This window comes from Stenotrophomonas sp. YJH_SMC_37 (assembly GCF_059370035.1).
The window spans coordinates 185,652-206,814 of the sequence record NZ_JCAFTG010000004.1; the positions used below are offsets into that span (position 1 = coordinate 185,652).

Consider the following 21,163-nt stretch of genomic DNA (forward strand, 5'->3'; position numbering starts at 1 on the left):
CCCCCAGCAGGTAGAATGGATCCATGCCTGTAATGCCGACCTCCCTTGCCGATCACCTGCTCGTCGCGCTGCCGTCGCTGCTCGACGCGACCTTTGCCCGCAGCGTCGCGCTGATCTGCCAGCACGACGAGAACGGGGCGATGGGCGTACTGGTCAACCAGCCTTCCGAATACACGCTGGGTGAAGTGCTTGCGCAGATGGACATCACCACCGGTGATGGCGAGCTGCAGGCGCGCATGGTGCTCAATGGCGGTCCGGTGCATCCCGAACGCGGCTTCGTCATCCACGACGACGCGCGCGCGTGGGATTCCAGCCTGACCGTGGGCGACGGCCTGTACCTGACCACCTCGCGCGACATCCTCGAAGCGATGGCGCGTGGCGAAGGCCCGGCCAATGCGGTGGTCACCCTCGGCTGTGCCGGTTGGGGCGCAGGGCAGCTGGAAAGCGAGCTGTCCGAGAACAGCTGGCTGACAGTGCCGGCCGATGCCGAGCTGGTGTTCCAGCTGCCGCTGGAGCAGCGCTGGCAGGGGGCGGCTTCCCGCATCGGCGTGGACCTGTTCCGGCTGACCGACTACAGCGGCCATGTCTGAGCCGGCCGCGCCCGCACCGGTTCCTGCTGCCCCGGCGATCCGCCGTGACGGCACCGTTCTGGGTTTCGATGTTGGCTCGCGACGCATCGGCGTGGCCATCGGCAGTGCTTTCGCCGCCCATGCGCGCGCGGTGGCCGTGGTCGATGTGCACGGCAACGGCCCGGACTGGACCGCGATCGAGCGCCTGCTCAAGGAATGGAAGCCCGACGGCCTGGTGGTCGGCGATCCGCTTACGCTGGACGGCCAGGACCAGCCCAACCGCAAGCGCGCGCAGGGCTTCGCCCGCCAGCTGCGGGAACGTTTCAAGCTGCCCGTGGTGATGATCGACGAGCGTTCCAGCTCGGTCGAGGCCGCACGCCGCTTCGCCGTCGAGCGCGCCGAAGGACGCAAGCGCCGCCGCGATGCGGCCGCCCTCGATGCTGTGGCCGCGGCGGTGATCATCGACCGCTGGCTGTCGTCCCCCGACGACGCCACCCCCATTCCCTGACTGCACGACTCCCGCCATGACTGCCCAGCAAATCGATGCCTCCGGACGCCTGCGCCACCTGCTGACCCTAGAGGGCCTGCCGCGCGAAACACTGCTGCAGTTGCTGGACCGGGCAGGGCAGATCCGTGACGCCGCAGTCGGCCGTGTCGGCAACAAGCGCCACGTGCTGGCCGGTTCTGCGGTATGCACGCTGTTCTTCGAACCGTCCACGCGCACCCGCAGTTCGTTCCAGCTGGCCGCGCAGCGCCTGGGCGCCGATGTGCTGAACTTCGACGCGTCGACCTCGTCCACGCGCAAGGGCGAAACGGCCTGCGACACGTTGCGCAACCTGGAAGCAATGGGCGTGCGCGGCTTCGTGGTGCGTCACCCCGATGACGGCGCCGTGGCCGCGCTGGCCGAGGCGGCGGGCGAGGGCACCGCACTGATCAACGCCGGCGACGGCCGCAGCGCGCACCCGACCCAGGGCCTGCTGGACATGCTGACCCTGCGCCAGGCCAAGGGCCCGGATTTCTCGAAGCTGAAGGTGGTGATCGTCGGCGACGTGAAGCACTCGCGCGTGGCGCGCACCGACCTGCATGCGCTGCGCACGCTGGGGGTGGGCGAGATCCGCGTGTGCGGCCCGCAGTCACTGCTGCCGGACGACGAGACCCTGAAGGGCTGCGTGGTCGGCGATGATTTCGATGCGATGCTGGAAGGCGCCGACGCGCTGATGATGCTGCGCCTGCAGCGCGAGCGCATGGAAGAAGGCCTGGTGCCGTCGCTGGAGCAGTACCACGCCCAGTACGGCCTGACCAACGAACGCCTGGCCCGTGCCGGCAAGGACGCTGCGGTGCTGCATCCGGGCCCGATCAACCGTGGCGTGGAAGTCACCGATGACGTGGCCGACGGCCCGCAGTCGTGGGTGCTGCGCCAGGTCGCCAACGGCGTCGCCGTGCGCATGGCCGTGCTGGAAACCCTGCTGGGCTGACCACTTTGGTGGGTGCCGACCGTTGGTCGGCGCGGTTGATCTGTCCTCATCCGACCCGGTGGGTGCCGACCGTTGGTCGGCACCGAACCATCAGTGCGGTGAAGTGCGGGCCTGGCCATTGAATGGTTCCGGGCCTACCTGTACTGACGTGGTTGCCCGATAGAAGAGGGATACCGGCAGGCGCACGCTTGGGCCCATGAACCGCGCACGCCTACGCCTTGGCCGTCATTCCCGGATCGGGCAATCCTACATCCTGACCACCGTCACCCAGGAACGTCGACGCTACTTCGATGATGCCACTGCGGCACAGGAGGTGATGGATGTGTTCCGTCGCATTGATGATGATGGCCTGACGCACTCACTTGCTATGTGGTCATGCCGGACCACATCCATTGGCTTGTGGAGATCCGCGCGTTCTCGTTGGACTACATCATGCAACGCTTCAAATCGAGCAGTGCATTGCGGATCAACCGCATGCTGGGTAAGACAGGACCATTTTGGCAATCGAGCTATCACGATCACGCCATGCGTTCTGAAGAATCACTGTTTCGCCATGCGATGTACATCGTCGCCAACCCGGTCAGGGCGAACTTGGCGAGCTGCGTGGGAGAGTATCCGTATGCCTGGTGCCGATGGGAGATCGATGGGAGGTACCAAGCAATGGATTACCCCGAAGCGGAGAGATAGTGCCGACCAACGGTCGGCACCCACCAATACCCGAGCCGACCAACGGTCGGCACCCACCAATACCCAAGCCGACCAACGGTTGGCATCCACCCACAGATGTTTCCCAGCAGAAGCTATGGCTCAGCGCTTCTGCGCGAACATCCATTCCCACATCGCCGGGTCGGCGTAGGTGGCGTCCCAGGCATTGTGGTTGCCTTCCGGGTATTCGGTGTAGCGCACGTCACGCGCGTTGGCGTTCTGGAATGCGGCGTGCAGCCGGCGGTCGTCATTCGGCGGCACCACGTCATCCAGCGCGCCATGGAAGATCCAGATCGGCGTCTGCCGCAGGCGCTGGGCAATGGCCGCATACGGGTCGGTTTCACCGGCCACCTGTTCGACGAACAGGGTCGGACGTACCGCGCGCGGGGCCAGCACCGCGCCGCACACCGGCACGATCGCAGCAAATCGGTGCGGGTTGTCCAAGGCGATATTCCAGCTGCCGTAGCCACCCATCGACATGCCGGTCAGGTATTGCCGCGCCGGATCGGCACCGAACTCGGCGATCGCTGCATCCAGCGCGGCCAGGGCCACACGGTTGTTGCGCCCGCTCCATTCCCCGCGTCCCGGCGCCTGCGGAAATACGGCCAGCGCAGGGAAATCGGCGGCCTGCTCGCGCAGGTACGGTCCCAGCCCCGCGTGGGTCTGCTTCACGCCATCGGCGCCGCGCTCGCCCGAACCGTGCAGGAACAGCACGACCGGCAGTGAGCCCGGTGTACGCGCCGATGCGGCCGGAATGAATACCTGGTAGTAGGCCGTCTCGCCATCCACCTTCACGGCGCGGGCTTCGAAGCGACCCCGCGCGCCATCCGGCAGCGACGTGCAGGCGCTCATCAACAGAAGGGCCAGCAGTGGCAGCCAGCGCGACAGCAAACGGACCATGGGGTTTCCCGAAGTGGCGAGATCGCCTGCATCGTAGTCCGCTGTCGCCAGCGCGGCATCGTGCGCCGCGTCACTGCGGGCGCGGGAAGCTGGCAATGATGTCCAGTTGTTCCTGCGCTTCGGCATTGCCTGCCGCCGCCGCAGCCTGCACCTGCGCCATATCCGGGTGCAGGACCACCAGCAGCGGGTTCTCGCAGACCGGGCAGTCATACTCGGTGGCGTCCTCGTCCAGTTCCATCTCCATGGCGCGCGAGCTGCCCTTCCACTCGCAGGCCGGGCAGGTGTGCTGCTGGTCGCGCCAGCCGGGCTGGAAATAGTTTTCGATCGTTGTTGCCATGGGTGTTCCGGTTGGGTGGAGTCAACGACCCGCGTGGCGGGGGCCGATCCTCGATGCGGTCAGTGCAGCAGCACCAGCGTGGCCAGGCCGAGGAAAGTGAAGAAGCCCATCGAGTCGGTCACTGCGGTCAGGAAGATACCGCTGGCCAGCGCTGGATCGAAGCCGAAGCGTTTCAGTGTGAGCGGCACCAGCACGCCGGCCAGCGCTGCGAACAGCAGGTTGCAGGTCAGCGCGATGGCGATCACCGCAGACAGCCCGGGTGAATGGAACCAGGCCAATACGATCAGGCCCAGCACCGAGCCGAGCATCACGCCGTTCAGCAGCGCAACACGCACTTCCTTCCACAGCAGGGTGCGCGCGTTGGAGGCGCCCACCTGGCCCAGCGCCAGGCCGCGCACCATCAGCGCCAGCACCTGGGTGCCGGCGTTGCCACCGAGGCCGGCCACGATCGGCATCAGCACCGCCAGCGCCACCAGCTTGTCGATGGTGCCCTCGAAGTGACCGACCACGCTGGAGGCCAGGAAGGCCGTGCACAGGTTGATCGACAGCCACATCAGGCGGCGGCGCATGGCGCGCCAGACCGGGCTGAACAGATCCTCGTCCTCGTCCAGGCCGGCGGCGCCCAGCGCCTGGTGCTCGGCCTGGCCACGGATGATGTCGACCACGTCATCGATGGTGATGCGACCAACGAGGATGTTGTTCTCGTCCACCACCGGTGCGGAGATCCAGTCATGGTCGGAGAACTGCCGCGCGACTTCCTGGTCGCTCTCGCCGACGTCGATGGCCGGCTGCTCGTCGTCGATCAGGCGGTTGATCGGGGTGGTGTCCTCGTGGGTCACCAGTGCCGCCAGCGACACCCGGCCAAGGTACTGATGGCGCCGGCTGACCACGAAAAGGTGGTCGGTGTGGTCCGGCAGTTCGCCGCGCAGGCGCAGGTAGCGCAGCACCACGTCCACGTTGACGTCGGCGCGCACGGTCACCACGTCCGGGTTCATCAGGCGGCCGGCACTGTCCTCGGGATAGGACAGCACCTGTTCCAGGCGCTCGCGGTTCTCGCGGTCCATCGACTTGAGGACTTCGTCGATGACCGTATCGGGCAGGTCTTCGACCAGGTCGGCCAGGTCGTCGATGTCCAGGTCTTCGACCGCGGCGATGATTTCGTCCGGGTCCATGTCCGCGAGCAGGCTCTCGCGCACGTCGTCGCCGACGTGGACCAGCACCTCGCCGTCATCTTCCGGATCGACCAGGCCCCACACCACCTCACGCTTGCCCGGCGGCAGCGATTCAAGCAGGTTGCCGATCTCGGCCGGGGCCAGGGTGTTGACCAGGCGACGCACCGGGCCCAGCCGACCGCTGTCCAGTGCGTCGGACAGCATCCGCAGTTGGCGCGCAGTCTTGTCGTGGCGTACGGCTTCAGCCATCGCAGCTCCCGCGGGATAAGAAAAGCCGCGATCCCGGCAAGGATGCGGCAACAGGGGTGTTCAGCGCGTCATTATCGCAAGGGGATGTTTCAACGCATAGCCGAGGGGCGGTGGTTGCGCCGGCCGCTGGCCCGCAATCGTCCCCATCGAAGTCCACGAGATTGCCGGCCAGCGACCAGCACTACCCTCGGCAGTCAGGCCGTTTCGGCCACCAGCGCCAGCCAGCGCTCGATCGCGCGGCGGTCGCGTGCGGCCAGCAGCTTGGGCGCGCGCGCGCGCAATGCGGCCAGATCGGCATCGCGGATCGCACGGCGCACTTCCAGCAGCGTGCCGGGGTGCAGGCTGAACTCGGTCAGGCCCAGCGCCAGCAGCAGCGGGGTCATCCGTGCGTCGCCGGCCATCTCGCCGCAGACCGCCACCGGGATGCGGTGACGCGCGCCCGTCTCGATCACCATCTGCAGCAGTCGCAGCACGGCCGGATGCAGTGGCGAATACAGTTCGCCCAGTGCCTCGTTGTTGCGGTCGGCGGCCAGCAGGTACTGCACCAGGTCATTGGTGCCGATCGACAGGAAATCGACCAGGTCGATGAAGCTCTCCAGCGCCAGTGCTGCCGCAGGAACTTCGATCATCGCGCCCAGCGGCACGTGGTCGGACACCATGTGGCCCTCGCCGCGCAGCTGTTCGGTCAGCTTGAGCATGCGCCGGCGCACCGCCAGCAGCTCCTCGCGGGTGCTGACCATCGGCACCAGCACGCGCAGCTTGCCGTAGGCGGAGGCGCGCAGGATCGCGCGCAGCTGGGTATCGGCCACCTTCGGGCGTGCCAGCGACAGGCGTACGCCGCGCAGACCCAGGGCGGGGTTCTCTTCATTGCTGAGGGTCAGGCCGGTGCGGTCGGCCTTGTCCGCGCCCAGATCGAGCGTGCGGATGGTGACCGGTCGCCCGCTCATGCCCAACGCGGCATCCCGGTAGGTCTGGAACTGTTCTTCTTCATCCGGCAGCTCGTTGCGCTGCAGGAACAGGAACTCGGTGCGGTACAGGCCCAGTCCCTGCGCGCCCAGCGCGTGCGCCTGGGTGACGTCTTCCAGCGATTCGGCATTGGCCAGCAGGGCGATGTCGACCTGGTCGCGGGTGCGGCTGGGCTTGCTGCGCAGGCGGCCGAGCTCGCGCTGCTCGCGCGCATGCTCCTTCAGGCGCGCGCGATAGTCACGCAGGTTGTCGGCCTGCGGGTTGGCGGTGATGCTGCCGTCGGCGCCATCGATGATCAGCACGTCGCCATCGGCGATGCGGCTGAGCAGCTGCGGAACGTTCACGATCAACGGCAGATGCAGGCTGCGCGCCAGGATCGCACTGTGCGACAGCGCGCTGCCGGCGGCGGTGACGATGCCAACCACGCCCTGGGCCTGCAGCTGGGCCAGTTCGGACGGGGCGATGTTGTCGCAGACCAGGATCTCGCCGGCCAGGCCCTTCATCACCGGCGCGCGTTCAGGCTGCAGGAACGCGTGGATGCGGCCGATGACATGGTCCAGGTCGTCCATGCGGCTCTTCAGGTAGGCATCGTCCATGCCATCGAAGACCTTGGCCAGGCGGTCACGCTGCAGGCGCAATGCGTAGCCGGCACTGTAGGGACCGCTGCGGATCAGCTCGTCCAGCCCGAACAACAGCTCGGGATCGTCCAGCAGCAGCGCGTGCAGGTCCAGGAACTCGCCCACTTCCTGGTTCAATGCGCCATGCAGGCGCTGGCGCAGTTCGTGCATTTCCGTGCGCGCGGCATCCACCGCACGATGCAGGCGGGCCAGCTCGGCCTCGACCTGGTGGGCGCCGATGCGTTGCTCGGCCACCTCCAGCGCATGCGGCAGGCGTACCCGTGCGCGGCCCATCGCCGCGCCACGGGCAGCACCGTGCCCAGCCAGCAGCTGGACCGGCCGCTGGCCGGAAGGAGCCTGGCCGGCGCGCGCGCGCGGCACGCTCAGCTGTCCTCGTCGAAGCGGCGCTCGAACAGACCGACCACCGCTTCCATCGCGGCGGCTTCGTCCTCGCCGTTGATGCGCACCGTGACCGGAGTGCCCTGGCCGGCGGCCAGCAGCATCACGCCCATGATGCTCTTGGCGTTGATCTCACGGCCCTTGGCGGCCATGGTCACGTTGCAGCGGAACGGCGCCAGGGTCTGCACCAGCTTGGCGGTGGCCCGGGCGTGCAGGCCCAGGCGGTTGCTCACGGTGAGTTCTCGTTCAAGCATCGTCGACTATCGCTCCATTACGGGTGCCCGCCGCGGCTGTGGCGGGCAGTTGATCCAGTCCCTGTTCCGGATAATTCATCACCCGCAGCAACATCGGCAGGCTCAGCGCCGATACCCGGCGAACCGGGGTCCCCAACCGGGCCAGCTGCCCGGCTAGGTTGGCGGGGCTGGCGCCGTACAGGTCGGTCAGGATCAGCACGCCATCCCCTGCATCGACCCGCCGCAGGGCGGCCGAGGCGAGCGGGAGCAGGGCGTCCAGGTCTGCGTCGAACGGCACTTCGAAAGCTTCGGTTTTCAGCGGCAATTGCCGCAGGAGCCGGGTCGCCACCTCAAGCAGGGCGGGCCCGACCCCCGGATGTGTTACGAGGAGAATGCCACAGGTCATTACTGCACGTTAACAGGTCAAGGTGAATTGGCGATAGCAGCAGATGAGGGGCACTGTGTCCCGTATTCAGCGTTGCTCGCAAGGGGAGCCTTTCAGTTGAGAAAGAGATCCGACCCCATCCGTTTTTCGATGCCTGACAGCGATTCATCCACGCACGCGTGGATCCATCGTGTCGACCAGGGTCGACACCCACCAGCAGCAGAAATCTGTCAGAGGTGGGGCGGTGTGGGTCTGCAGGACCGTTGGCGCCATGGATGGCGCCATCGAGCCCCCAGGGGTGAGGGCGCTTTGCTTGCGAAGCACTGCTTCGCAAGCGCCCGAACGCCCAGCCGCCAGCGGCTGGGCCGGACCGCGGAGCGGGGTCTACGGCGTGTCCTGCAGATCCACACCGCCCCGCCATCCCACGGAATGCCGCTTCTGCTGTTGCTGTTGCTGTTGCCGGCCAGCGGCCGGCACTACCGGCGGGTGCTGGGCGCAGCCCGGCCGACCACCCTCAATCCTGTTCGCGGTGATACGTGGCCACATCTTCCCAGCCCATCTCGCGGGCATGCCGGGCCAGGCGCTCGGCCAGGAACACCGAGCGGTGCTTGCCGCCGGTGCAGCCGAACGCCACCGTCACGTAGCTGCGGGTGCCATCCCCCAGTTTCGGCAGCCACGTATCGAGGAAATCCATCAGCTGGGCCAGGTAACGCTGCACGTCCGGCTGTGCTTCCAGATAGTCGCGCACGCCCGGTTCGCGGCCGCTCAGCGCACGCAGATCGGGGTCCCAGTGTGGATTGGGCAGCACCCGCGCATCGAATACGAAGTCCGCCTCGGCCGGCACGCCGCGCTTGTACGCGAACGATTCGAACAGCAGGGACAGTCCGGTGGCATGGTCCAGCGTGAACTCGGTGATGATCCGCCGCCGCAGCTGATGCACGTTGAGGTTGCTGGTATCGATCACCGCATCGGCCTCGCGGCGCAGCGGTGCCGTCAATTCACGTTCGCGTGCGATCGCTTCGGGCAGCGACAGGCCCAGCTGGCTCAGCGGATGACGGCGCCGGGTGTCGGCGTAGCGCTTGAGCACAGCCTCATCGCTGGCCTCGAAGAACAGTACCTTCACTTCCACGCCGGCGTCAGTGGCCAGCTGCCGCCAGTTGCCCAGCTGGCTCAGATCGGCCTGTCCGCGAACGTCGATGCCCACGGCCAGGCGGCGCGGCGCGCTGCCGTCATGGTTGGCCAGCAGGCTGCGCACGAAGTCGGGCAGCAGATTGATCGGCAGGTTGTCCGAGCAGTAGTAGTCCTGGTCCTCGAAGGTCTTCAGGGCGACGGATTTACCCGAGCCGGACAGGCCGCTGACGATGATCAGGGTCGGGGCGGAGGGGGTGACGGTGCTCATGGACAGGCTCTTCGAGGGGCAGGGAAATCAGGGTGTTCGCCGTTCCAGCAGGTTGCTGTGGCGGGCGATGAACATAGCCGCCGGGTCGATGCCCTTGGTGCGCAGGATGTGCAGGCGGGTCGCGGCTTCGGTCAGTACGGCCAGGTTGCGGCCGGGCATCACCGGCAGGGTGATCAGCGGAACGTCCAGGTCCAGCACATGGCGGGTGCCCGAATCGCCGGTCAGGCGTTCGTAGCCATGTGGGGTGGGTTCGGTCATCGGCTTGGTCAGGTGGACGATCAGCCGAAGGTACTTGTTCTTCTTTACAGCCGTGTCGCCGAACATCTCGCGCACGTTGAGCACGCCCAGGCCGCGCACTTCCAGCAGGTCCTGCAGCAGTTCGGGGCAGGTGCCGTCGAGTACGTCCGGGGCGATCTGGGTGAACTCGGGGGCATCGTCGGCGACCAGGCGATGGCCGCGGGTGAGCAGCTCCAGCGCCAGCTCGCTCTTGCCCGATCCGGCCTCGCCGGTGATCAGCACGCCGATGGAATAGATCTCCATGAACACGCCGTGCAGGATCACCCGCGGCGCCAGCGTACGCGCCAGATGGTAGGACAGGTGGTTGAGCAGTTCGTGGCCGCGCTTGGGCGAGAGCCACAGCGGCGTGCCGGATTCGTCAGCAGCGGCGCGGAGGTCTTCCGGGCAGGGCTGGTTGCGGGTCAGCACCAGCGCCAGCGGGTGCGACTGCATGATCTTTTCGATGGTCTCCCAGCGCTGGCGTGGTTCCAGTGCATCCAGCCAGGACAGTTCCTCGGTGCCCAGGATCTGCACCTTGTTGGGATAGATCGCGTTGAGGTAGCCGGCCAGCGAGGGACGCCGCGAGACGGTATTGCCGGCCTCCAGCTCGCGCTTCTCACCGGACTTGCCGGCGGCCCAGCGCAACCCCAGCCGCTCGCGCTGCTGTTCGAACAGTTCACGGGCGGTAATGCTGGTATTCATGCGGCACTCGCAGGAGGGGTCATGTCCAGCGCCTCGCGCAGCGCCCGGGCATCGCCCGCTTCGCGCAGGGCCTGGCGGATGTCCGGCGCGGAAAACAGTTCGGCCAGCTCGGACAACAGCATCAGGTGCTGGTGGGTGTAGTGGGCGGGGACGGCCATGGCGAACACCAGGTCCACCGGTTCGTCGCCGCCGAAATCGACCGGGGCGGCCAATCGCAGCAGGGCGCCACGGGGGCGATCAAGGGTAGGCGCGCGGCCGTGGGGGATGGCGATGCCGTGGCCGATCGCGGTGCTGCCCAGGGCTTCGCGCTGGCACAGGTTCAGGTAGATCTGTTCGGCATTGGCCTGGCGGCAGGCCAGCAACCCGGCGGCGGCCTGCAGGACGCTGTCACGGTCGGTGGCCGTGCAGAGCTGGGTCTGCACGGCCGCCAGGAGGTCAGTCAGGGGCATGTCTGCGGGGAACGGTGGCGATCAGCCACCATTGTCGCCCACCGGCAGCGGCGCGTGCTGCTGTTTTTTCTCCTTGTGCTTGATCACCAGGCGGTCAAGCTTGTCCGCAAGCAGGTCGATCGCGGCATACATGGTCTGGGCATTGGCCTCCGCGTGCAGGGTCTGGCCCGGGATGTTGAGGCTGGCGTCGACATGGTGTTCGGTCTTCTGCAGCTTGAGGGTCACCCGCGCTTCGCAGTGCTGGTCGAAGTGCTTTCCGATCCGGGCCAGCTTTTCCTCCACATAGGACTGCAGGGCCGGGGTGACTTCGACATCTTTGCCAAACGTTTCGATGCGCATCGGGTTTCTCCTGTGTTCGGATGTGCCAATGAACCTCTCCGCCGGGCGCGGCGGCGCGTCAAGCGATTCTGACCCTTTCGTGCGAGGCGGAAATGTTCATGGCTTCACGATACTTCGCCACGGTGCGCCGCGCTACTGGGATTCCCGACGATTTGAGCAGGTCAGCCAGCTTGGCGTCAGAAAGCGGCTTGCGCGGATTCTCATCGTCGATCAGGCGCCGGATCATCGCCTGGATGGCGGTGCTGGACGCCTCGCCGCCGCCTTCGGTATCGATGCCGGAGGCGAAGAAGGCCCGCAGTGGCAGGGTGCCGCGCGGGGTGCGCACGTGCTTGCGGGCGATCGCACGCGACACCGTGGATTCGTGCAGGCCCAGTTCGGTGGCAATCTCGCGCAGGGTCAGTGGGCGCAGCGCCTGCTCGCCGAATTCAAGGAAGCCGGCCTGCTGCAGGATCAGGCTGCGCACGACGCGCAACAGGGTTTCGCCGCGCTGCTGCAGGCCTTTCAGCAGCCAGCGTGCTTCCTGCAGCTGGGCACGCAGGTAGCCGGCATCGGCATCGCCGCAACGCCGGATAAGCTGTTCGTAGCCGCGGTGGATCACCACCTTCGGCCCGGCATGGGCGGCCAGTGCAGCGCGCCACACGCCGTTCTGCCGCCATACCACCACGTCCGGCACCACGTAAGTGTCCTGCGACAGCGGTGCGATCTGCGTGCCCGGGCGCGGGTCCAGCGAGCGCAGCAGCGCGACGGCAGTCTCGACCTCGTCCATCGGCTGCTTCAACTCATGAGCAAGCCCGGCGACGCCACTGCGTGGCAGCCGTTCCAGCGGGCCTGCGGCAATCTGTCGCGCCAGCGCCAGCCCGGGCGTTTCGCCGGGCAGCACATCCAGCTGCAGCAGCAGGCATTCGCCCAGCGTGCGTGCAGCCACACCCACCGGATCGAAGCGCTGGATGCGATGCAGCACGGCGAGGATCTCGTCCTCGCCGGCGTGGATCGCCGGCAACAGGGTGTCGGCGATGGTGCCCAGCGGTTCGCGCAGATAACCGTCATCGTCCAGTGCATCGATGAGCGCGGCACCGATGCTGCGATCACGTGGGGACAGATGCGACAGATGCAGCTGCCACAGCAGATGGTCGGCCAGCGTTTCGGTTTCGGCTACGCGCTCGGCGGCGCTGCCATTGTCGTCGTCATCGTCGAAGCTGCCGCCGCTGCCGGACGCGTTCCAGTCCAGTTCCGCCGGCGCCCAGTCGTCGCCGGCATCGGTGCGTTCTGCGGGCGCATCGTTGCCGTTGTCGTCGCCTTCGCCGGCAGGACTGCTGCTGTCACTGCTGTCGGCCCAGTCCAGCAGCGGATTGCTTTCCACCGCCTGCGCGATTTCCAGCTCCAGCTCGGTAGTGGACATCTGCAGCAGCTTGATCGCCTGCTGCAACTGGGGCGTAAGCACCAGTTGCTGTCCCAACGATGTCTGCAGCCGAGTCTTCATGCCTGTGCCGAAAGGAAGGAAAGGGACCCGGCGACTGCTTCACAGCTTGAAGGAATCCCCGAGGTAGACGCGGCGTACATCGGCGTTGTCCAGGATCGCTTCCGGCGAACCCTGGGCCAGCACGCTGCCCTCGGCGAGGATATACGCGCGGTCGCAGATACCCAAGGTCTCGCGCACGTTGTGGTCGGTGATCAGCACGCCGATGCCACGCTGCTTGAGATGGGTGACGATGCGCTGGATCTCGCCGACCGAAATCGGATCGACACCGGCGAACGGCTCGTCAAGCAGGATCAGGCGCGGCTGCGCTGCCAGGGCGCGGGCGATCTCGCAGCGGCGGCGTTCGCCACCGGACAGGCTGGCGCCAAGCTGGTCGGCAACATGGCCCAGCTGCAGTTCGTCGAGCAGGCTGTTCAATTCGCGCTCGCGGCCGGCCGCATCCAGGTCTTCGCGCAGCTCCAGCACCAGGCGGATGTTGTCGGCCACGGTCAGCTTGCGGAATACCGACGGTTCCTGCGGCAGATAGCCCACGCCCTGCTTGGCGCGGGTATACATCGGGTCGCCGGTGATGTCCTTGCCGTCGAGCACGATGCTGCCAGCGTCAGCCGCAACCAGGCCGACGATCATGTAGAAGCAGGTGGTCTTGCCGGCACCGTTGGGGCCCAGCAGGCCGACCACTTCGCCGGCGTCGAGGGTCAGCCCGAAATCCTTGACGACTTCGCGCTGCTTGTACTTCTTGCGCAGGCCCTTGGCGACGAGCATTACTTCCTGCTCCCGGCCGGCTGCGCCGGCGTGGTGGCCTTGGGCTGTGCCGCAGGCGCGGCCGGGGTCTTGTTCTTCGGCGGGATGACGGTGCGCACACGGCTGCCGTCACCACCGGAGTTCATTTCGCCGGTGCGGGTGTTGTAGACCATGCGCTGGCCGGCATTGGTGCCGCGCGCGCTGGTGACCTTGTAGTTGCCGGTCAGGGTGATGATCTCGGTCTTGATGTCGTAGTCGATGCGGTCGGCAACGGCATCCATCCAGGTGCCGTCATCGAGCTGCTGCTTCATCTTGGCCTGCTTGCCAGTGAACACCGCGCGCACGGCTTCGCCATCCTTGAGGTAGATCTCGGCCTCGGACGAGCGCAGGTCCAGCGTGCCCTGGGTGATGATCACGCCCTGCGACAGCACGGTCTTGCCGTCGCCGGTGAGCGTGCCGGACTGGGCGCCGGAATCGATGTGCATGTCTTCGTTGCGGTCGGTGGACTTGGCGAAGGCGGCGCTGGGGACAAGAAGACCGAGCGCGAGTACGGCGGCAAAGGAAATCTTCATCGGGGTCCGTTCTACCGGTGGGGGCCTCCCGGGCGGGCCGGGGGCGGAGGGTGGGGCTGCCGGCCCTGCGCCTGTCCGGAGACGTCGCGGGCTGGCGGCGGAATCAGCGTTTGGGCGTGTAACGGCCCTTGGACTGGCTGAGGAAATGATACGTGTTGTTCTTCGAATCCACTTCGAAGCCGACGCCGGACTGTTCCATGCCCGGGCGGGTCATGGTCACCAGGGCGTCGGTGCGGGCGCGGTTCTCCTTCGGGAACACGTCCAGATGGTCGGTGCGGAAGGTGGTCGGCACCACGCCCGGATCGGCCGGGCTGTCGCCGGCCACATTGCCGCGCAGCTTCATCTGGTCGCCCTTGGCGCTGAGCCAGCCGGTCTCGGCACGCAGGGTCCAGTGCTTGCCATCCTTGTCCGGCATCTCGAACAGCGGCGTGGCGATGTTGATGGTCTGGTCGCCACGCTGGCGCTCCAGCCGCGGCGCACGCAGGGTGGTCGACTCCTTGCCGTGCTCATCCAGGGCCACGATCTGGAAGTCGTGCAGAACGTAGTCCACACCCGGCTCCTGGCTGTCGTTGGCCGGGCCCTTGTCGCGGTTGCGCAGGGCGGCCCAGCTGCTGAGCAGCGCCGCCAGCAGCAGGCCGACGCCCAGCAGGGTGCGCCAGTTCAGTGTCGGCAGGCTCATGCGCCGAACCTCGCCAGCACCGAATCCACGTGGCCCTGTGCGGCCAGCAGGATGTCGCACAGTTCGCGGGCGGCGCCACGTCCGCCGTCGGCGCGGGTCTGCCAGTGCACGCGCTCGGCGATCCACGGGTGGGCGTTGGCCGGGGCCACTGCCAGGCCGACCGCGCCCAGCGGCGCCAGGTCCGGCAGGTCGTCGCCCATGAAGGCCACCTGCTCCAGGCCGACGCCGTGCTGCGCGCACAGCGCCTGCACGCTGGCCAGCTTGTCGCCCACGGCGATCTGGGTGTCGATGCCGAGGTCGGCGCCGCGCTTGAGCGCGGACTGGCTGTTGCGCGCGGTGATCAGCACGGGATGGATGCCGTGCTGCTGCAGCAGTTTCAGGCCCAGACCGTCCTGCACGAAGTACGCCTTGCTCTCGTTGCCGTCCTTGTCGTAGTACAGCCGACCGTCGGTGAGGGTACCGTCCACGTCGAAGCAGGCCAGGCGGACGCGGACCGCAGCGGCATGCAGGTGGGCGGGGAACGCGGGCAGCGGGGACCAGGGCATCAGGCGATCAGGCTCGGTGGGGGCGGGTGGGGCATTACAGACTGAATGGGGTCTACGGACTGTCGGTTAAACCACCCGGGCCCGCAACAGGTCATGAATGTTCAGGGCGCCGACCGCACGGCCCTGGCCATCGACCACGATCAGGCCGTTGATTTTCTGGGTCTCCATCTGCCGCGCGGCCTCTACGGCCAGCTGGTCGGCACCGATGGTGCGCGGGTTGCGGGTCATCACATCGGCGATCTTCGCGGTGCGCACGTCCAGCGCGCTGTCCAGCGCCCGGCGCAGGTCGCCGTCGGTGAACAGGCCGATCAGCACGCCATCGGCGTCGACCACGGCGGTCATGCCGAGCCGCTTGCGGCTCATTTCCACCAGCGCCTCGCTGAGGCTGGCATCGGCGCCCACGCTGGGCAGGTCGTCGCCGGTGTGCATGACATCGGTGATGTGCAGCAGCAGGCGGCGGCCGAGGCTGCCGGCCGGGTGCGAGCGGGCGAAATCGTCGGCGGTGAAGCCGCGTGCGTCGAGCAGGGCCACGGCCAGCGCATCGCCCATCGCCAGCGAGGCGGTGGTGCTGGAGGTCGGCGCCAGCGCCAGCGGGCAGGCCTCGGCCGGCACGCTGACGTCCAGGTGGATATCGGCGGCGGTGGCCAGGCTGGACTGCGGGCGGCCGGTCATGGAGATCAGCAGGTTGCCCTGGCGCTTGAGCACCGGCAACAGCATGAGCAGCTCGTCCGACTCCCCCGAATAGGAAAGCGCCAGCACCACATCGTCCTCGGTGATCATGCCCAGGTCACCGTGTCCGGCCTCGCCAGGGTGCACGTAGAACGCCGGGGTGCCGGTGGAGGCCAGGGTGGCGGCGATCTTGCGGGCGATGTGCCCGGACTTGCCCATGCCGGTGGCGACCACACGCCCGCGGCTGGCCAGGATCGCCTGGCAGGCCTGCTGGAAGGCCTCGCCGAGGCGGTCAGCCACGGCCTCCAGCGCCTGCCGCTCGATCTCGAACACGCGGCGGCCACTGGCGATCAGGCCGGCAGGGTCGGCAGAACGGGGGGGCAACAGGGATTCGGCCATGCGGACGCCACGCAGCGGAAGTAGAATGGATGCACATTTTATTAGGAAAGCCCGTTGGACGCCGACACCATCCGCAATCTGATCGAAACCGGCCTGCCTGGCGCCCGCGCCGATGTGCGTGGCGACGATGGCGTGCATTTCGAAGCGACCGTGGTCTGCGAGGCCTTTGCCGGCAAGATGCCGCTGGCCCGCCACCGGATGGTCTATGCCACCCTCGGCGACCTGATGGGCGGCGCGATCCACGCGCTGGCGCTGAAAACCGTGACCCCGGCCGAAGCCGGCTGAACCGCAGAAGATTCCCAATACATGGCCAAGATCGTTGTGACCGGCGGCGCTGCGCTGCACGGTGAAGTGAGCATCTCCGGCGCCAAGAACGCCGTCCTTCCCATCCTCTGCGCGACCCTGCTGGCCGATGCGCCGGTGGAGATCACCAACGTGCCGCACCTGCACGACGTGGTCACCACGGTGAAGCTGCTGGGCGAACTGGGTGCCAAGGTCACCATCGACCAGGGCACGCTGTCGCGCGGCAGCGCGATCGTGGTCGACCCGCGTTCGGTCAACCAGCACGTGGCACCTTACGAGCTGGTCAAGACCATGCGCGCCTCGATCCTGGTGCTGGGCCCGCTGCTGGCCCGCTTCGGCGCGGCCGAAGTGTCGCTGCCGGGCGGCTGCGCGATCGGTTCGCGTCCGGTCGACCAGCACATCAAGGGCCTGCAGGCACTGGGTGCCGAGATCGTGGTCGAGAACGGCTTCATCAAGGCCAGCGCCAAGCGCCTGAAGGGCGGCCACTTCACCTTCGACATGGTCAGTGTCACCGGCACCGAGAACGTGCTGATGGGCGCGGTGCTGGCCGAAGGCACCACCATCCTCGACAACTGTGCGATGGAGCCGGAAGTGACCGATCTGGCGCATTGCCTGATCGCGCTGGGCGCGAAGATCGAAGGACTGGGCACCGCCCGCCTGGTGATCGAAGGCGTCGAGCGCCTGTCCGGTGGCCGCCACGAAGTGCTGCCCGACCGCATCGAGACCGGCACCTTCCTGGTGGCCGCAGCGATGACTGGCGGCAAGGTCACGGTCAACCGTGCGCGCCCGAACACCATGGACGCGGTGCTGTCCAAGCTGGTCGAGGCCGGTGCGAAGATCGAGACCACCGACGACACCATCACCCTGGACATGCAGGGCAAGCGGCCGAAGGCGGTCAACCTGACCACCGCGCCGTACCCGGCATTCCCGACCGACATGCAGGCCCAGTTCATGGCGCTCAACTGCGTGGCTGACGGCGTGGGCGTGATCAACGAAACGATCTTCGAGAACCGTTTCATGCACGTCAACGAACTGCTGCGCCTGGGCGCGGACATCCAGGTTGAAGGCCACACCGCCATCGTGCGTGGCAGCGAGCACCTGAGCGGTGCGCCGGTGATGGCCACCGACCTGCGTGCGTCGGCCTCGCTGATCCTGGCCGGCCTGATGGCCAGCGGCGAGACCACCATCGACCGCATCTACCACCTTGATCGTGGCTACGAGAACATCGAAGAGAAGCTGTCTTCGCTCGGCGCCACCATCCGGCGCGTGCCATGATCCTGCGTGGCAAGTTCAGCCCGCGTCGCAAGGCACTGCTGGCCCTGGTGCTGATCGTGCTGGCGTGGCTGGGCTATGCCTGGTACGCCAACATCGCCATTACCCAGGGCATCGAGCAGAGGGACATGGACTGGAACGGCGATGGCACGGTCTCGCGCGACGAGATCATCGAGTCGTTCTACGCGGTCGCGGTGAACGACAGCCAGGACGGCAACCGTCATTGCCGCACCTTCGTCTGGCGCAGCACCGGCGAGCAGATCCGCGTGGACTGCCGCACCGAGTTCAAGCCCGCTGCGGCCGAGGAAAAGAAGTAAGAAAAACGCCCGCGAAAGCGGGCGTTTTTCCCCGGGGCGTCCATCCACGCATGGCGTGGATCTACTCCAGGTTTCCAGTAGATCCACGCCATGCCTGGATGACGTGGATCTCCGGTCAGTTCAGCGCCTTGATGGTCAGGTCCAGCGCATCGCGTCCGCCCTCACGCTGCAGCATGCGCGCCGGCACCGGAAACTCCGGCACGATCCAGGCGATCAGCTCCTTGTTGCCGTCGGCGCGCGAGACCTTGGTGGCCTCGTAGCTCTTGCCGCCCACGTTGATCGATTCCTTGCCGACCACGCGGTAGGTCATGTTCTTGATGCGGCCTTCGTCGACCATGCGATAGGTCAGGGGCTTGCCGGCGGCCAGGTCACGGGTGATCGCCAGGTTGATCAGCAGCGCATCCATGTCACCGGCCTTCAGCGCGATGGGGCCGGCACGGTCCGGCTTGATGTCGCCGGTCCAGGTGGCCTGGTTGCTGGTCCAGTTGTAATTGGCCTGCACGTTGCGCTTCTTCACCAGCAGCGCCGAGCGGTCCTGACTGCTCAGCGGGCGCAGTTGCCCACGTACTTCCTCGAACACGGTGCTCTGGCTCAGGTCGGCCAGCTGGTTCTTCACCTGCAGGCTGTAGCGCCACTTGTTGCTGCCTTCGTTGGACAGGGTCATCGTGCCGTTGGCCTGCATGCCCATGTAGCTGGCCAGGTAATCCGCCTTGAAAGGTTGCAGGGCCATGGCCGGCAGGCTGGCCACGGACAGGGCAGCGGCCGCGATCCAGGCGAGGGGGCGGGTCGGGATGCTCATGCTCAGACTCCTTGGTATTCGATCAGGCGCAGATCGACGCGGTCTTCGCCGTCTTCGCGTTGCAGGATGCGCACCGGGGTGGGGACCCCGTTGGCGATCCAGAGGATGGTTTCATTTTTGCCGCCGTTGGTCCGGTAGACCCGCAGCGCGTTGTAGGACAGGTCGCCGACCTCGACGTTCTCGGTCTGCGGCGCGGCCTGGTAGTCATGCTGGCGGACCTTGCCCATGTCCACGTAGCGGTAGTGCATCGCGGCGCCTGGGCGGGCGTCGCGCATGATTGCCAGATTGATCAGCAGCGCACTCTGGTCGCCCGGCTGCAGCGGAATCGGCTGTGCGCGCTTCTTCTCGACATCGCCGCTCCACTGCGCGGTACCGGCCTGCCAGTTGTACGTGCCGACCGCCTTCTTGCCGAGAAACAGGCCCTTGCGCACCGTGCTCTGGCTCAGCGGTGCATAGGTGCCAGCGCGCTCCTCGAAGACCGTGCTCTGCTCGATGTTCAGTCCCAGCACGCTGGCGAACCCGCGGCGGCCGACCACCTGCATGTCCACCCGCCACTGGTTGCCGCCGGTGTGGGTGACCTGCATGCTGGCGTCGCCGGCCTCCTTGCCCTTGTAGAAGGCCTGGTAGGTGGCGCTGAACGGCTGCAGCGGCGGCGGTTCCCACGCCAATGCCGGCAGGGCCGGGGCCGTCGTTTCGGCCGGCGGTTGCACCGCTGGCGCCGGAACCGGCGAGGCAACCGCCTGTGCCTGGCCCCAACCCACGCCGGGAAGCACGACAAGCGACAGCAGCAATGAAGTGGACAGCAGGGTCGTGGTCTTCATGGAGGACAGGAGCTGCAGGAGGGGGGCAGGATGCCAGCCCCGCAGTCAGCGGGGCGTGTGCGTGGGCGTTACCGGTTCAGGTTCCCGGCGGAATCTAGGACCAGTGGGCTAAACAGGGGGTGACCATCCAGCAGTGGCTGGCCCTCCCGTTCAGCCAGGCGGCCGGCGCACAGCAGCTGCAGGGTGGCGATCAGCAGCGGATGCTCCACCGCCAGCACACGCGCCGCCAGGCTGTCGGCGTCATCGCCGGGCATCACCGGCACCCGCGCCTGGGCCAGCACGGCGCCGGCATCCAGCTCGGGCACCACCAGGTGCACGCTGGCCCCATGCTCCGCATCGCCGGCGTGCAGCGCCCGCGCATGCGTGTCCAGCCCCTTGTGCAGCGGTAGCAGGGAGGGGTGGATGTTGACCAGCCGGCCATTGAAGCGCTGCACGAAGTCGGCGCCGAGAATGCGCATGTAGCCGGCGCAGACGATCAGATCCGGCGCGACCGCGGCCAGTGCATCGCCCAAGGCCTGCTCGTAGGCGGCGCGGTCACCGAATTCTTTCGGTGCATGCGCCCAGCGCAGGCTGTCGCCGACCCGTTGCAGCGCGGCTGCGGCTGGGCGGTCGGAGAACACGCCGACAACCTCGGCGGGCAGGCGGCCGTCAGCAATTGCGTCAAGGATGGCCTGCAGGTTGCTGCCGCGGCCGGAGGCGAGCACGGCAATGCGGGTGGGCGTGCTCATTGCCGGGCACTCCGGCGGATCAACGGCCAGGTCAGCAGACTGCCCAGGGTCGCCAGCAGCATGTCGGCATGAGCGTCCCACATGTCGCCCTGCTGCCCGTTGTAGGCCTCGGCGGCGTCGGGCGACAGGGCCAGCGCGATGGCCCACTCGAACCACTCGTAGACCAGGCTGGCGCACATCACCGTCATCACCGCCAGGCTGAAGGCCTGGCCCAGGCGCAGCGCCGGCCAGGCATGCCGGGCCAGCTGCAGCAGCGCGGGGGTGAAGCAGACGCCGAACAACAAGTGGATGAGACGGTCGAAGTGGTTGCGCTGCCAGCCGAAGGCGGCATTCGGCGACCAGCCGGCCAGCGCCTGTGCCCAAGCGTCGTAGGGCACGTTGGAGTACAGCCAGCGCGCGCCCACGCAATGCAGTGCGATGAAGCCACAGATCGCGATGAAGGCGCCATTGCCCAGCCAGCCACGCCGGTCCACCCAGAGCAGGGCAGCCAGGCCGACGACGGTCAGCGAGCTGTGCAGGGCCTGTTCGACGGGCCACAGCGGATCGATCCAGCTGACCAGGAACACGGCCAGTACGGCGGCGAAGGCCAGCTTCTTGGGCAGTGAAACACGATAGCCGCGGGCAGTGGCGTTTGCGGCGGTGGCGGGCGCGGACATGTCGGATCGGTCA

26 protein-coding genes and 1 pseudogene are annotated in these 21,163 nt (G+C 67.3%); 7 read left to right on the forward strand and 20 right to left on the reverse strand.

Annotation, left to right across the window (positions count from 1 at the left end):
- Window positions 1–23: 23 nt before the first annotated feature.
- From AC5P8J_RS07800 to AC5P8J_RS07815, 4 genes and pseudogenes are all read left to right on the forward strand, one after another.
- Entirely contained in the window at window positions 24–590 is a 567-nt protein-coding gene (locus AC5P8J_RS07800; RefSeq protein WP_058979385.1) for a YqgE/AlgH family protein, read from the forward strand.
- Entirely contained in the window at window positions 583–1,077 is a 495-nt protein-coding gene (gene ruvX / locus AC5P8J_RS07805) for a Holliday junction resolvase RuvX (RefSeq protein WP_005415547.1), read from the forward strand. The genes AC5P8J_RS07800 and ruvX overlap by 8 nt, the downstream gene beginning before the upstream one ends.
- 16 nt (window positions 1,078–1,093) lie before the next feature.
- Entirely contained in the window at window positions 1,094–2,044 is a 951-nt protein-coding gene (locus AC5P8J_RS07810) for an aspartate carbamoyltransferase catalytic subunit (protein WP_021202595.1), read from the forward strand.
- A gap of 196 nt (window positions 2,045–2,240) precedes the next feature.
- Window positions 2,241–2,731 (forward strand): annotated as a pseudogene (locus AC5P8J_RS07815) (REP-associated tyrosine transposase).
- A gap of 120 nt (window positions 2,732–2,851) precedes the next feature.
- Here the strand turns inward: AC5P8J_RS07815 and AC5P8J_RS07820 are convergent.
- From AC5P8J_RS07820 to AC5P8J_RS07895, 16 genes are all read right to left on the reverse strand, one after another.
- A complete protein-coding gene (locus AC5P8J_RS07820; protein WP_227854429.1) occupies window positions 2,852–3,649 on the reverse strand; it encodes a carboxylesterase family protein in 798 nt (265 codons plus the stop codon).
- Window positions 3,650–3,719: 70 nt separating this feature from the next.
- Window positions 3,720–3,986, reverse strand: coding sequence for a hypothetical protein (locus AC5P8J_RS07825; RefSeq protein WP_019659457.1), 267 nt, complete (start codon window positions 3,984–3,986; stop codon window positions 3,720–3,722).
- A gap of 59 nt (window positions 3,987–4,045) precedes the next feature.
- Complete coding sequence (mgtE, locus tag AC5P8J_RS07830; protein WP_019659456.1) at window positions 4,046–5,407, reverse strand: magnesium transporter; 1,362 nt, start codon at window positions 5,405–5,407, stop codon at window positions 4,046–4,048.
- Window positions 5,408–5,601: 194 nt separating this feature from the next.
- Window positions 5,602–7,371, reverse strand: a complete 1,770-nt coding sequence (ptsP, locus tag AC5P8J_RS07835; RefSeq protein WP_021202592.1) for a phosphoenolpyruvate--protein phosphotransferase — start codon at window positions 7,369–7,371, stop codon at window positions 5,602–5,604.
- A gap of 2 nt (window positions 7,372–7,373) precedes the next feature.
- A complete protein-coding gene (locus AC5P8J_RS07840; protein WP_005408385.1) occupies window positions 7,374–7,643 on the reverse strand; it encodes an HPr family phosphocarrier protein in 270 nt (89 codons plus the stop codon).
- Window positions 7,636–8,028, reverse strand: coding sequence for a PTS sugar transporter subunit IIA (locus AC5P8J_RS07845; protein ID WP_019659454.1), 393 nt, complete (start codon window positions 8,026–8,028; stop codon window positions 7,636–7,638). Before AC5P8J_RS07845 ends, AC5P8J_RS07840 begins: the two co-directional genes overlap by 8 nt.
- Window positions 8,029–8,521: 493 nt before the next feature.
- Window positions 8,522–9,406 carry an RNase adapter RapZ gene (rapZ, locus tag AC5P8J_RS07850; RefSeq protein WP_019659453.1) on the reverse strand — a complete coding sequence of 295 codons (885 nt, stop codon included), beginning with the start codon at window positions 9,404–9,406 and terminating at the stop codon, window positions 8,522–8,524.
- Window positions 9,407–9,433: 27 nt separating this feature from the next.
- On the reverse strand, window positions 9,434–10,384 hold the full coding sequence (gene hprK / locus AC5P8J_RS07855) for an HPr(Ser) kinase/phosphatase (protein WP_019659452.1): 951 nt from the start codon (window positions 10,382–10,384) through the stop codon (window positions 9,434–9,436).
- On the reverse strand, window positions 10,381–10,833 hold the full coding sequence (locus tag AC5P8J_RS07860; protein ID WP_019659451.1) for a PTS sugar transporter subunit IIA: 453 nt from the start codon (window positions 10,831–10,833) through the stop codon (window positions 10,381–10,383). The genes hprK and AC5P8J_RS07860 overlap by 4 nt, the downstream gene beginning before the upstream one ends.
- A gap of 21 nt (window positions 10,834–10,854) precedes the next feature.
- On the reverse strand, window positions 10,855–11,172 hold the full coding sequence (hpf, locus tag AC5P8J_RS07865) for a ribosome hibernation-promoting factor, HPF/YfiA family (RefSeq protein WP_004147311.1): 318 nt from the start codon (window positions 11,170–11,172) through the stop codon (window positions 10,855–10,857).
- Window positions 11,173–11,230: 58 nt separating this feature from the next.
- The gene (locus AC5P8J_RS07870; RefSeq protein ID WP_188250361.1) at window positions 11,231–12,652 is read right to left on the reverse strand and encodes an RNA polymerase factor sigma-54; all 1,422 of its coding nucleotides are present in this window, start codon (window positions 12,650–12,652) and stop codon (window positions 11,231–11,233) included.
- A gap of 39 nt (window positions 12,653–12,691) precedes the next feature.
- A complete protein-coding gene (lptB, locus tag AC5P8J_RS07875) occupies window positions 12,692–13,411 on the reverse strand; it encodes an LPS export ABC transporter ATP-binding protein (RefSeq protein WP_019659449.1) in 720 nt (239 codons plus the stop codon).
- The gene (gene lptA / locus AC5P8J_RS07880) at window positions 13,411–13,962 is read right to left on the reverse strand and encodes a lipopolysaccharide transport periplasmic protein LptA (protein ID WP_019659448.1); all 552 of its coding nucleotides are present in this window, start codon (window positions 13,960–13,962) and stop codon (window positions 13,411–13,413) included. The genes lptB and lptA overlap by 1 nt, the downstream gene beginning before the upstream one ends.
- Window positions 13,963–14,065: 103 nt before the next feature.
- Complete coding sequence (gene lptC, locus AC5P8J_RS07885; RefSeq protein WP_019659447.1) at window positions 14,066–14,641, reverse strand: LPS export ABC transporter periplasmic protein LptC; 576 nt, start codon at window positions 14,639–14,641, stop codon at window positions 14,066–14,068.
- Window positions 14,638–15,186: a KdsC family phosphatase gene (locus AC5P8J_RS07890; RefSeq protein ID WP_134732236.1), complete on the reverse strand. Its 549-nt coding sequence runs from the start codon at window positions 15,184–15,186 to the stop codon at window positions 14,638–14,640. The genes lptC and AC5P8J_RS07890 overlap by 4 nt, the downstream gene beginning before the upstream one ends.
- 66 nt (window positions 15,187–15,252) lie before the next feature.
- The gene (locus AC5P8J_RS07895) at window positions 15,253–16,254 is read right to left on the reverse strand and encodes a KpsF/GutQ family sugar-phosphate isomerase (protein WP_227844084.1); all 1,002 of its coding nucleotides are present in this window, start codon (window positions 16,252–16,254) and stop codon (window positions 15,253–15,255) included.
- A gap of 54 nt (window positions 16,255–16,308) precedes the next feature.
- Between AC5P8J_RS07895 and AC5P8J_RS07900 the strand changes: the two genes are divergently transcribed.
- The 3 genes from AC5P8J_RS07900 to AC5P8J_RS07910 are packed head-to-tail and all read left to right on the forward strand — an operon-like array spanning window position 16,309 to window position 18,146.
- A complete protein-coding gene (locus AC5P8J_RS07900; RefSeq protein ID WP_021202589.1) occupies window positions 16,309–16,539 on the forward strand; it encodes a BolA family protein in 231 nt (76 codons plus the stop codon).
- A 21-nt stretch (window positions 16,540–16,560) separates the two neighbouring features.
- Complete coding sequence (gene murA / locus AC5P8J_RS07905) at window positions 16,561–17,832, forward strand: UDP-N-acetylglucosamine 1-carboxyvinyltransferase (RefSeq protein WP_019659444.1); 1,272 nt, start codon at window positions 16,561–16,563, stop codon at window positions 17,830–17,832.
- Window positions 17,829–18,146 (forward strand): hypothetical protein, encoded by a 318-nt coding sequence (locus AC5P8J_RS07910; RefSeq protein WP_019659443.1) that lies wholly within the window; start codon window positions 17,829–17,831, stop codon window positions 18,144–18,146. The genes murA and AC5P8J_RS07910 overlap by 4 nt, the downstream gene beginning before the upstream one ends.
- Window positions 18,147–18,261: 115 nt before the next feature.
- On the opposite strand, the gene AC5P8J_RS07915 is transcribed toward AC5P8J_RS07910, so the two are convergent.
- From AC5P8J_RS07915 to AC5P8J_RS07930, 4 genes are all read right to left on the reverse strand, one after another.
- The gene (locus AC5P8J_RS07915; protein WP_021202588.1) at window positions 18,262–18,945 is read right to left on the reverse strand and encodes a DUF3108 domain-containing protein; all 684 of its coding nucleotides are present in this window, start codon (window positions 18,943–18,945) and stop codon (window positions 18,262–18,264) included.
- Window positions 18,946–18,947: 2 nt separating this feature from the next.
- The gene (locus AC5P8J_RS07920; protein WP_021202587.1) at window positions 18,948–19,766 is read right to left on the reverse strand and encodes a DUF3108 domain-containing protein; all 819 of its coding nucleotides are present in this window, start codon (window positions 19,764–19,766) and stop codon (window positions 18,948–18,950) included.
- 68 nt (window positions 19,767–19,834) lie between these two features.
- Entirely contained in the window at window positions 19,835–20,494 is a 660-nt protein-coding gene (gene purN, locus AC5P8J_RS07925) for a phosphoribosylglycinamide formyltransferase (protein ID WP_021202586.1), read from the reverse strand.
- Window positions 20,491–21,150 carry a DUF2238 domain-containing protein gene (locus tag AC5P8J_RS07930; protein ID WP_019659439.1) on the reverse strand — a complete coding sequence of 220 codons (660 nt, stop codon included), beginning with the start codon at window positions 21,148–21,150 and terminating at the stop codon, window positions 20,491–20,493. Before AC5P8J_RS07930 ends, purN begins: the two co-directional genes overlap by 4 nt.
- Between the last annotated feature and the right edge of the window lie 13 nt (window positions 21,151–21,163).

Excerpts from the sequence above, each read along its gene's own strand:
- AC5P8J_RS07800 (WP_058979385.1), top strand. The coding sequence starts at position 24 with ATGCCTGTAATGCCGACCTCCCTTGCCGATCACCTGCTCGTCGCGCTG.
- ruvX (WP_005415547.1), top strand. The coding sequence starts at position 583 with ATGTCTGAGCCGGCCGCGCCCGCACCGGTTCCTGCTGCCCCGGCGATC.
- AC5P8J_RS07810 (WP_021202595.1), top strand. The coding sequence starts at position 1,094 with ATGACTGCCCAGCAAATCGATGCCTCCGGACGCCTGCGCCACCTGCTG.
- AC5P8J_RS07820 (WP_227854429.1), bottom strand. The coding sequence starts at position 3,649 with ATGGTCCGTTTGCTGTCGCGCTGGCTGCCACTGCTGGCCCTTCTGTTG.
- AC5P8J_RS07825 (WP_019659457.1), bottom strand. The coding sequence starts at position 3,986 with ATGGCAACAACGATCGAAAACTATTTCCAGCCCGGCTGGCGCGACCAG.
- mgtE (WP_019659456.1), bottom strand. The coding sequence starts at position 5,407 with ATGGCTGAAGCCGTACGCCACGACAAGACTGCGCGCCAACTGCGGATG.
- AC5P8J_RS07840 (WP_005408385.1), bottom strand. The coding sequence starts at position 7,643 with ATGCTTGAACGAGAACTCACCGTGAGCAACCGCCTGGGCCTGCACGCC.
- AC5P8J_RS07845 (WP_019659454.1), bottom strand. The coding sequence starts at position 8,028 with ATGACCTGTGGCATTCTCCTCGTAACACATCCGGGGGTCGGGCCCGCC.
- rapZ (WP_019659453.1), bottom strand. The coding sequence starts at position 9,406 with ATGAGCACCGTCACCCCCTCCGCCCCGACCCTGATCATCGTCAGCGGC.
- hprK (WP_019659452.1), bottom strand. The coding sequence starts at position 10,384 with ATGAATACCAGCATTACCGCCCGTGAACTGTTCGAACAGCAGCGCGAG.
- AC5P8J_RS07860 (WP_019659451.1), bottom strand. The coding sequence starts at position 10,833 with ATGCCCCTGACTGACCTCCTGGCGGCCGTGCAGACCCAGCTCTGCACG.
- hpf (WP_004147311.1), bottom strand. The coding sequence starts at position 11,172 with ATGCGCATCGAAACGTTTGGCAAAGATGTCGAAGTCACCCCGGCCCTG.
- AC5P8J_RS07870 (WP_188250361.1), bottom strand. The coding sequence starts at position 12,652 with ATGAAGACTCGGCTGCAGACATCGTTGGGACAGCAACTGGTGCTTACG.
- lptB (WP_019659449.1), bottom strand. The coding sequence starts at position 13,411 with ATGCTCGTCGCCAAGGGCCTGCGCAAGAAGTACAAGCAGCGCGAAGTC.
- lptA (WP_019659448.1), bottom strand. The coding sequence starts at position 13,962 with ATGAAGATTTCCTTTGCCGCCGTACTCGCGCTCGGTCTTCTTGTCCCC.
- lptC (WP_019659447.1), bottom strand. The coding sequence starts at position 14,641 with ATGAGCCTGCCGACACTGAACTGGCGCACCCTGCTGGGCGTCGGCCTG.
- AC5P8J_RS07890 (WP_134732236.1), bottom strand. The coding sequence starts at position 15,186 with ATGCCCTGGTCCCCGCTGCCCGCGTTCCCCGCCCACCTGCATGCCGCT.
- AC5P8J_RS07895 (WP_227844084.1), bottom strand. The coding sequence starts at position 16,254 with ATGGCCGAATCCCTGTTGCCCCCCCGTTCTGCCGACCCTGCCGGCCTG.
- murA (WP_019659444.1), top strand. The coding sequence starts at position 16,561 with ATGGCCAAGATCGTTGTGACCGGCGGCGCTGCGCTGCACGGTGAAGTG.
- AC5P8J_RS07910 (WP_019659443.1), top strand. The coding sequence starts at position 17,829 with ATGATCCTGCGTGGCAAGTTCAGCCCGCGTCGCAAGGCACTGCTGGCC.
- AC5P8J_RS07915 (WP_021202588.1), bottom strand. The coding sequence starts at position 18,945 with ATGAGCATCCCGACCCGCCCCCTCGCCTGGATCGCGGCCGCTGCCCTG.
- AC5P8J_RS07920 (WP_021202587.1), bottom strand. The coding sequence starts at position 19,766 with ATGAAGACCACGACCCTGCTGTCCACTTCATTGCTGCTGTCGCTTGTC.
- purN (WP_021202586.1), bottom strand. The coding sequence starts at position 20,494 with ATGAGCACGCCCACCCGCATTGCCGTGCTCGCCTCCGGCCGCGGCAGC.
- AC5P8J_RS07930 (WP_019659439.1), bottom strand. The coding sequence starts at position 21,150 with ATGTCCGCGCCCGCCACCGCCGCAAACGCCACTGCCCGCGGCTATCGT.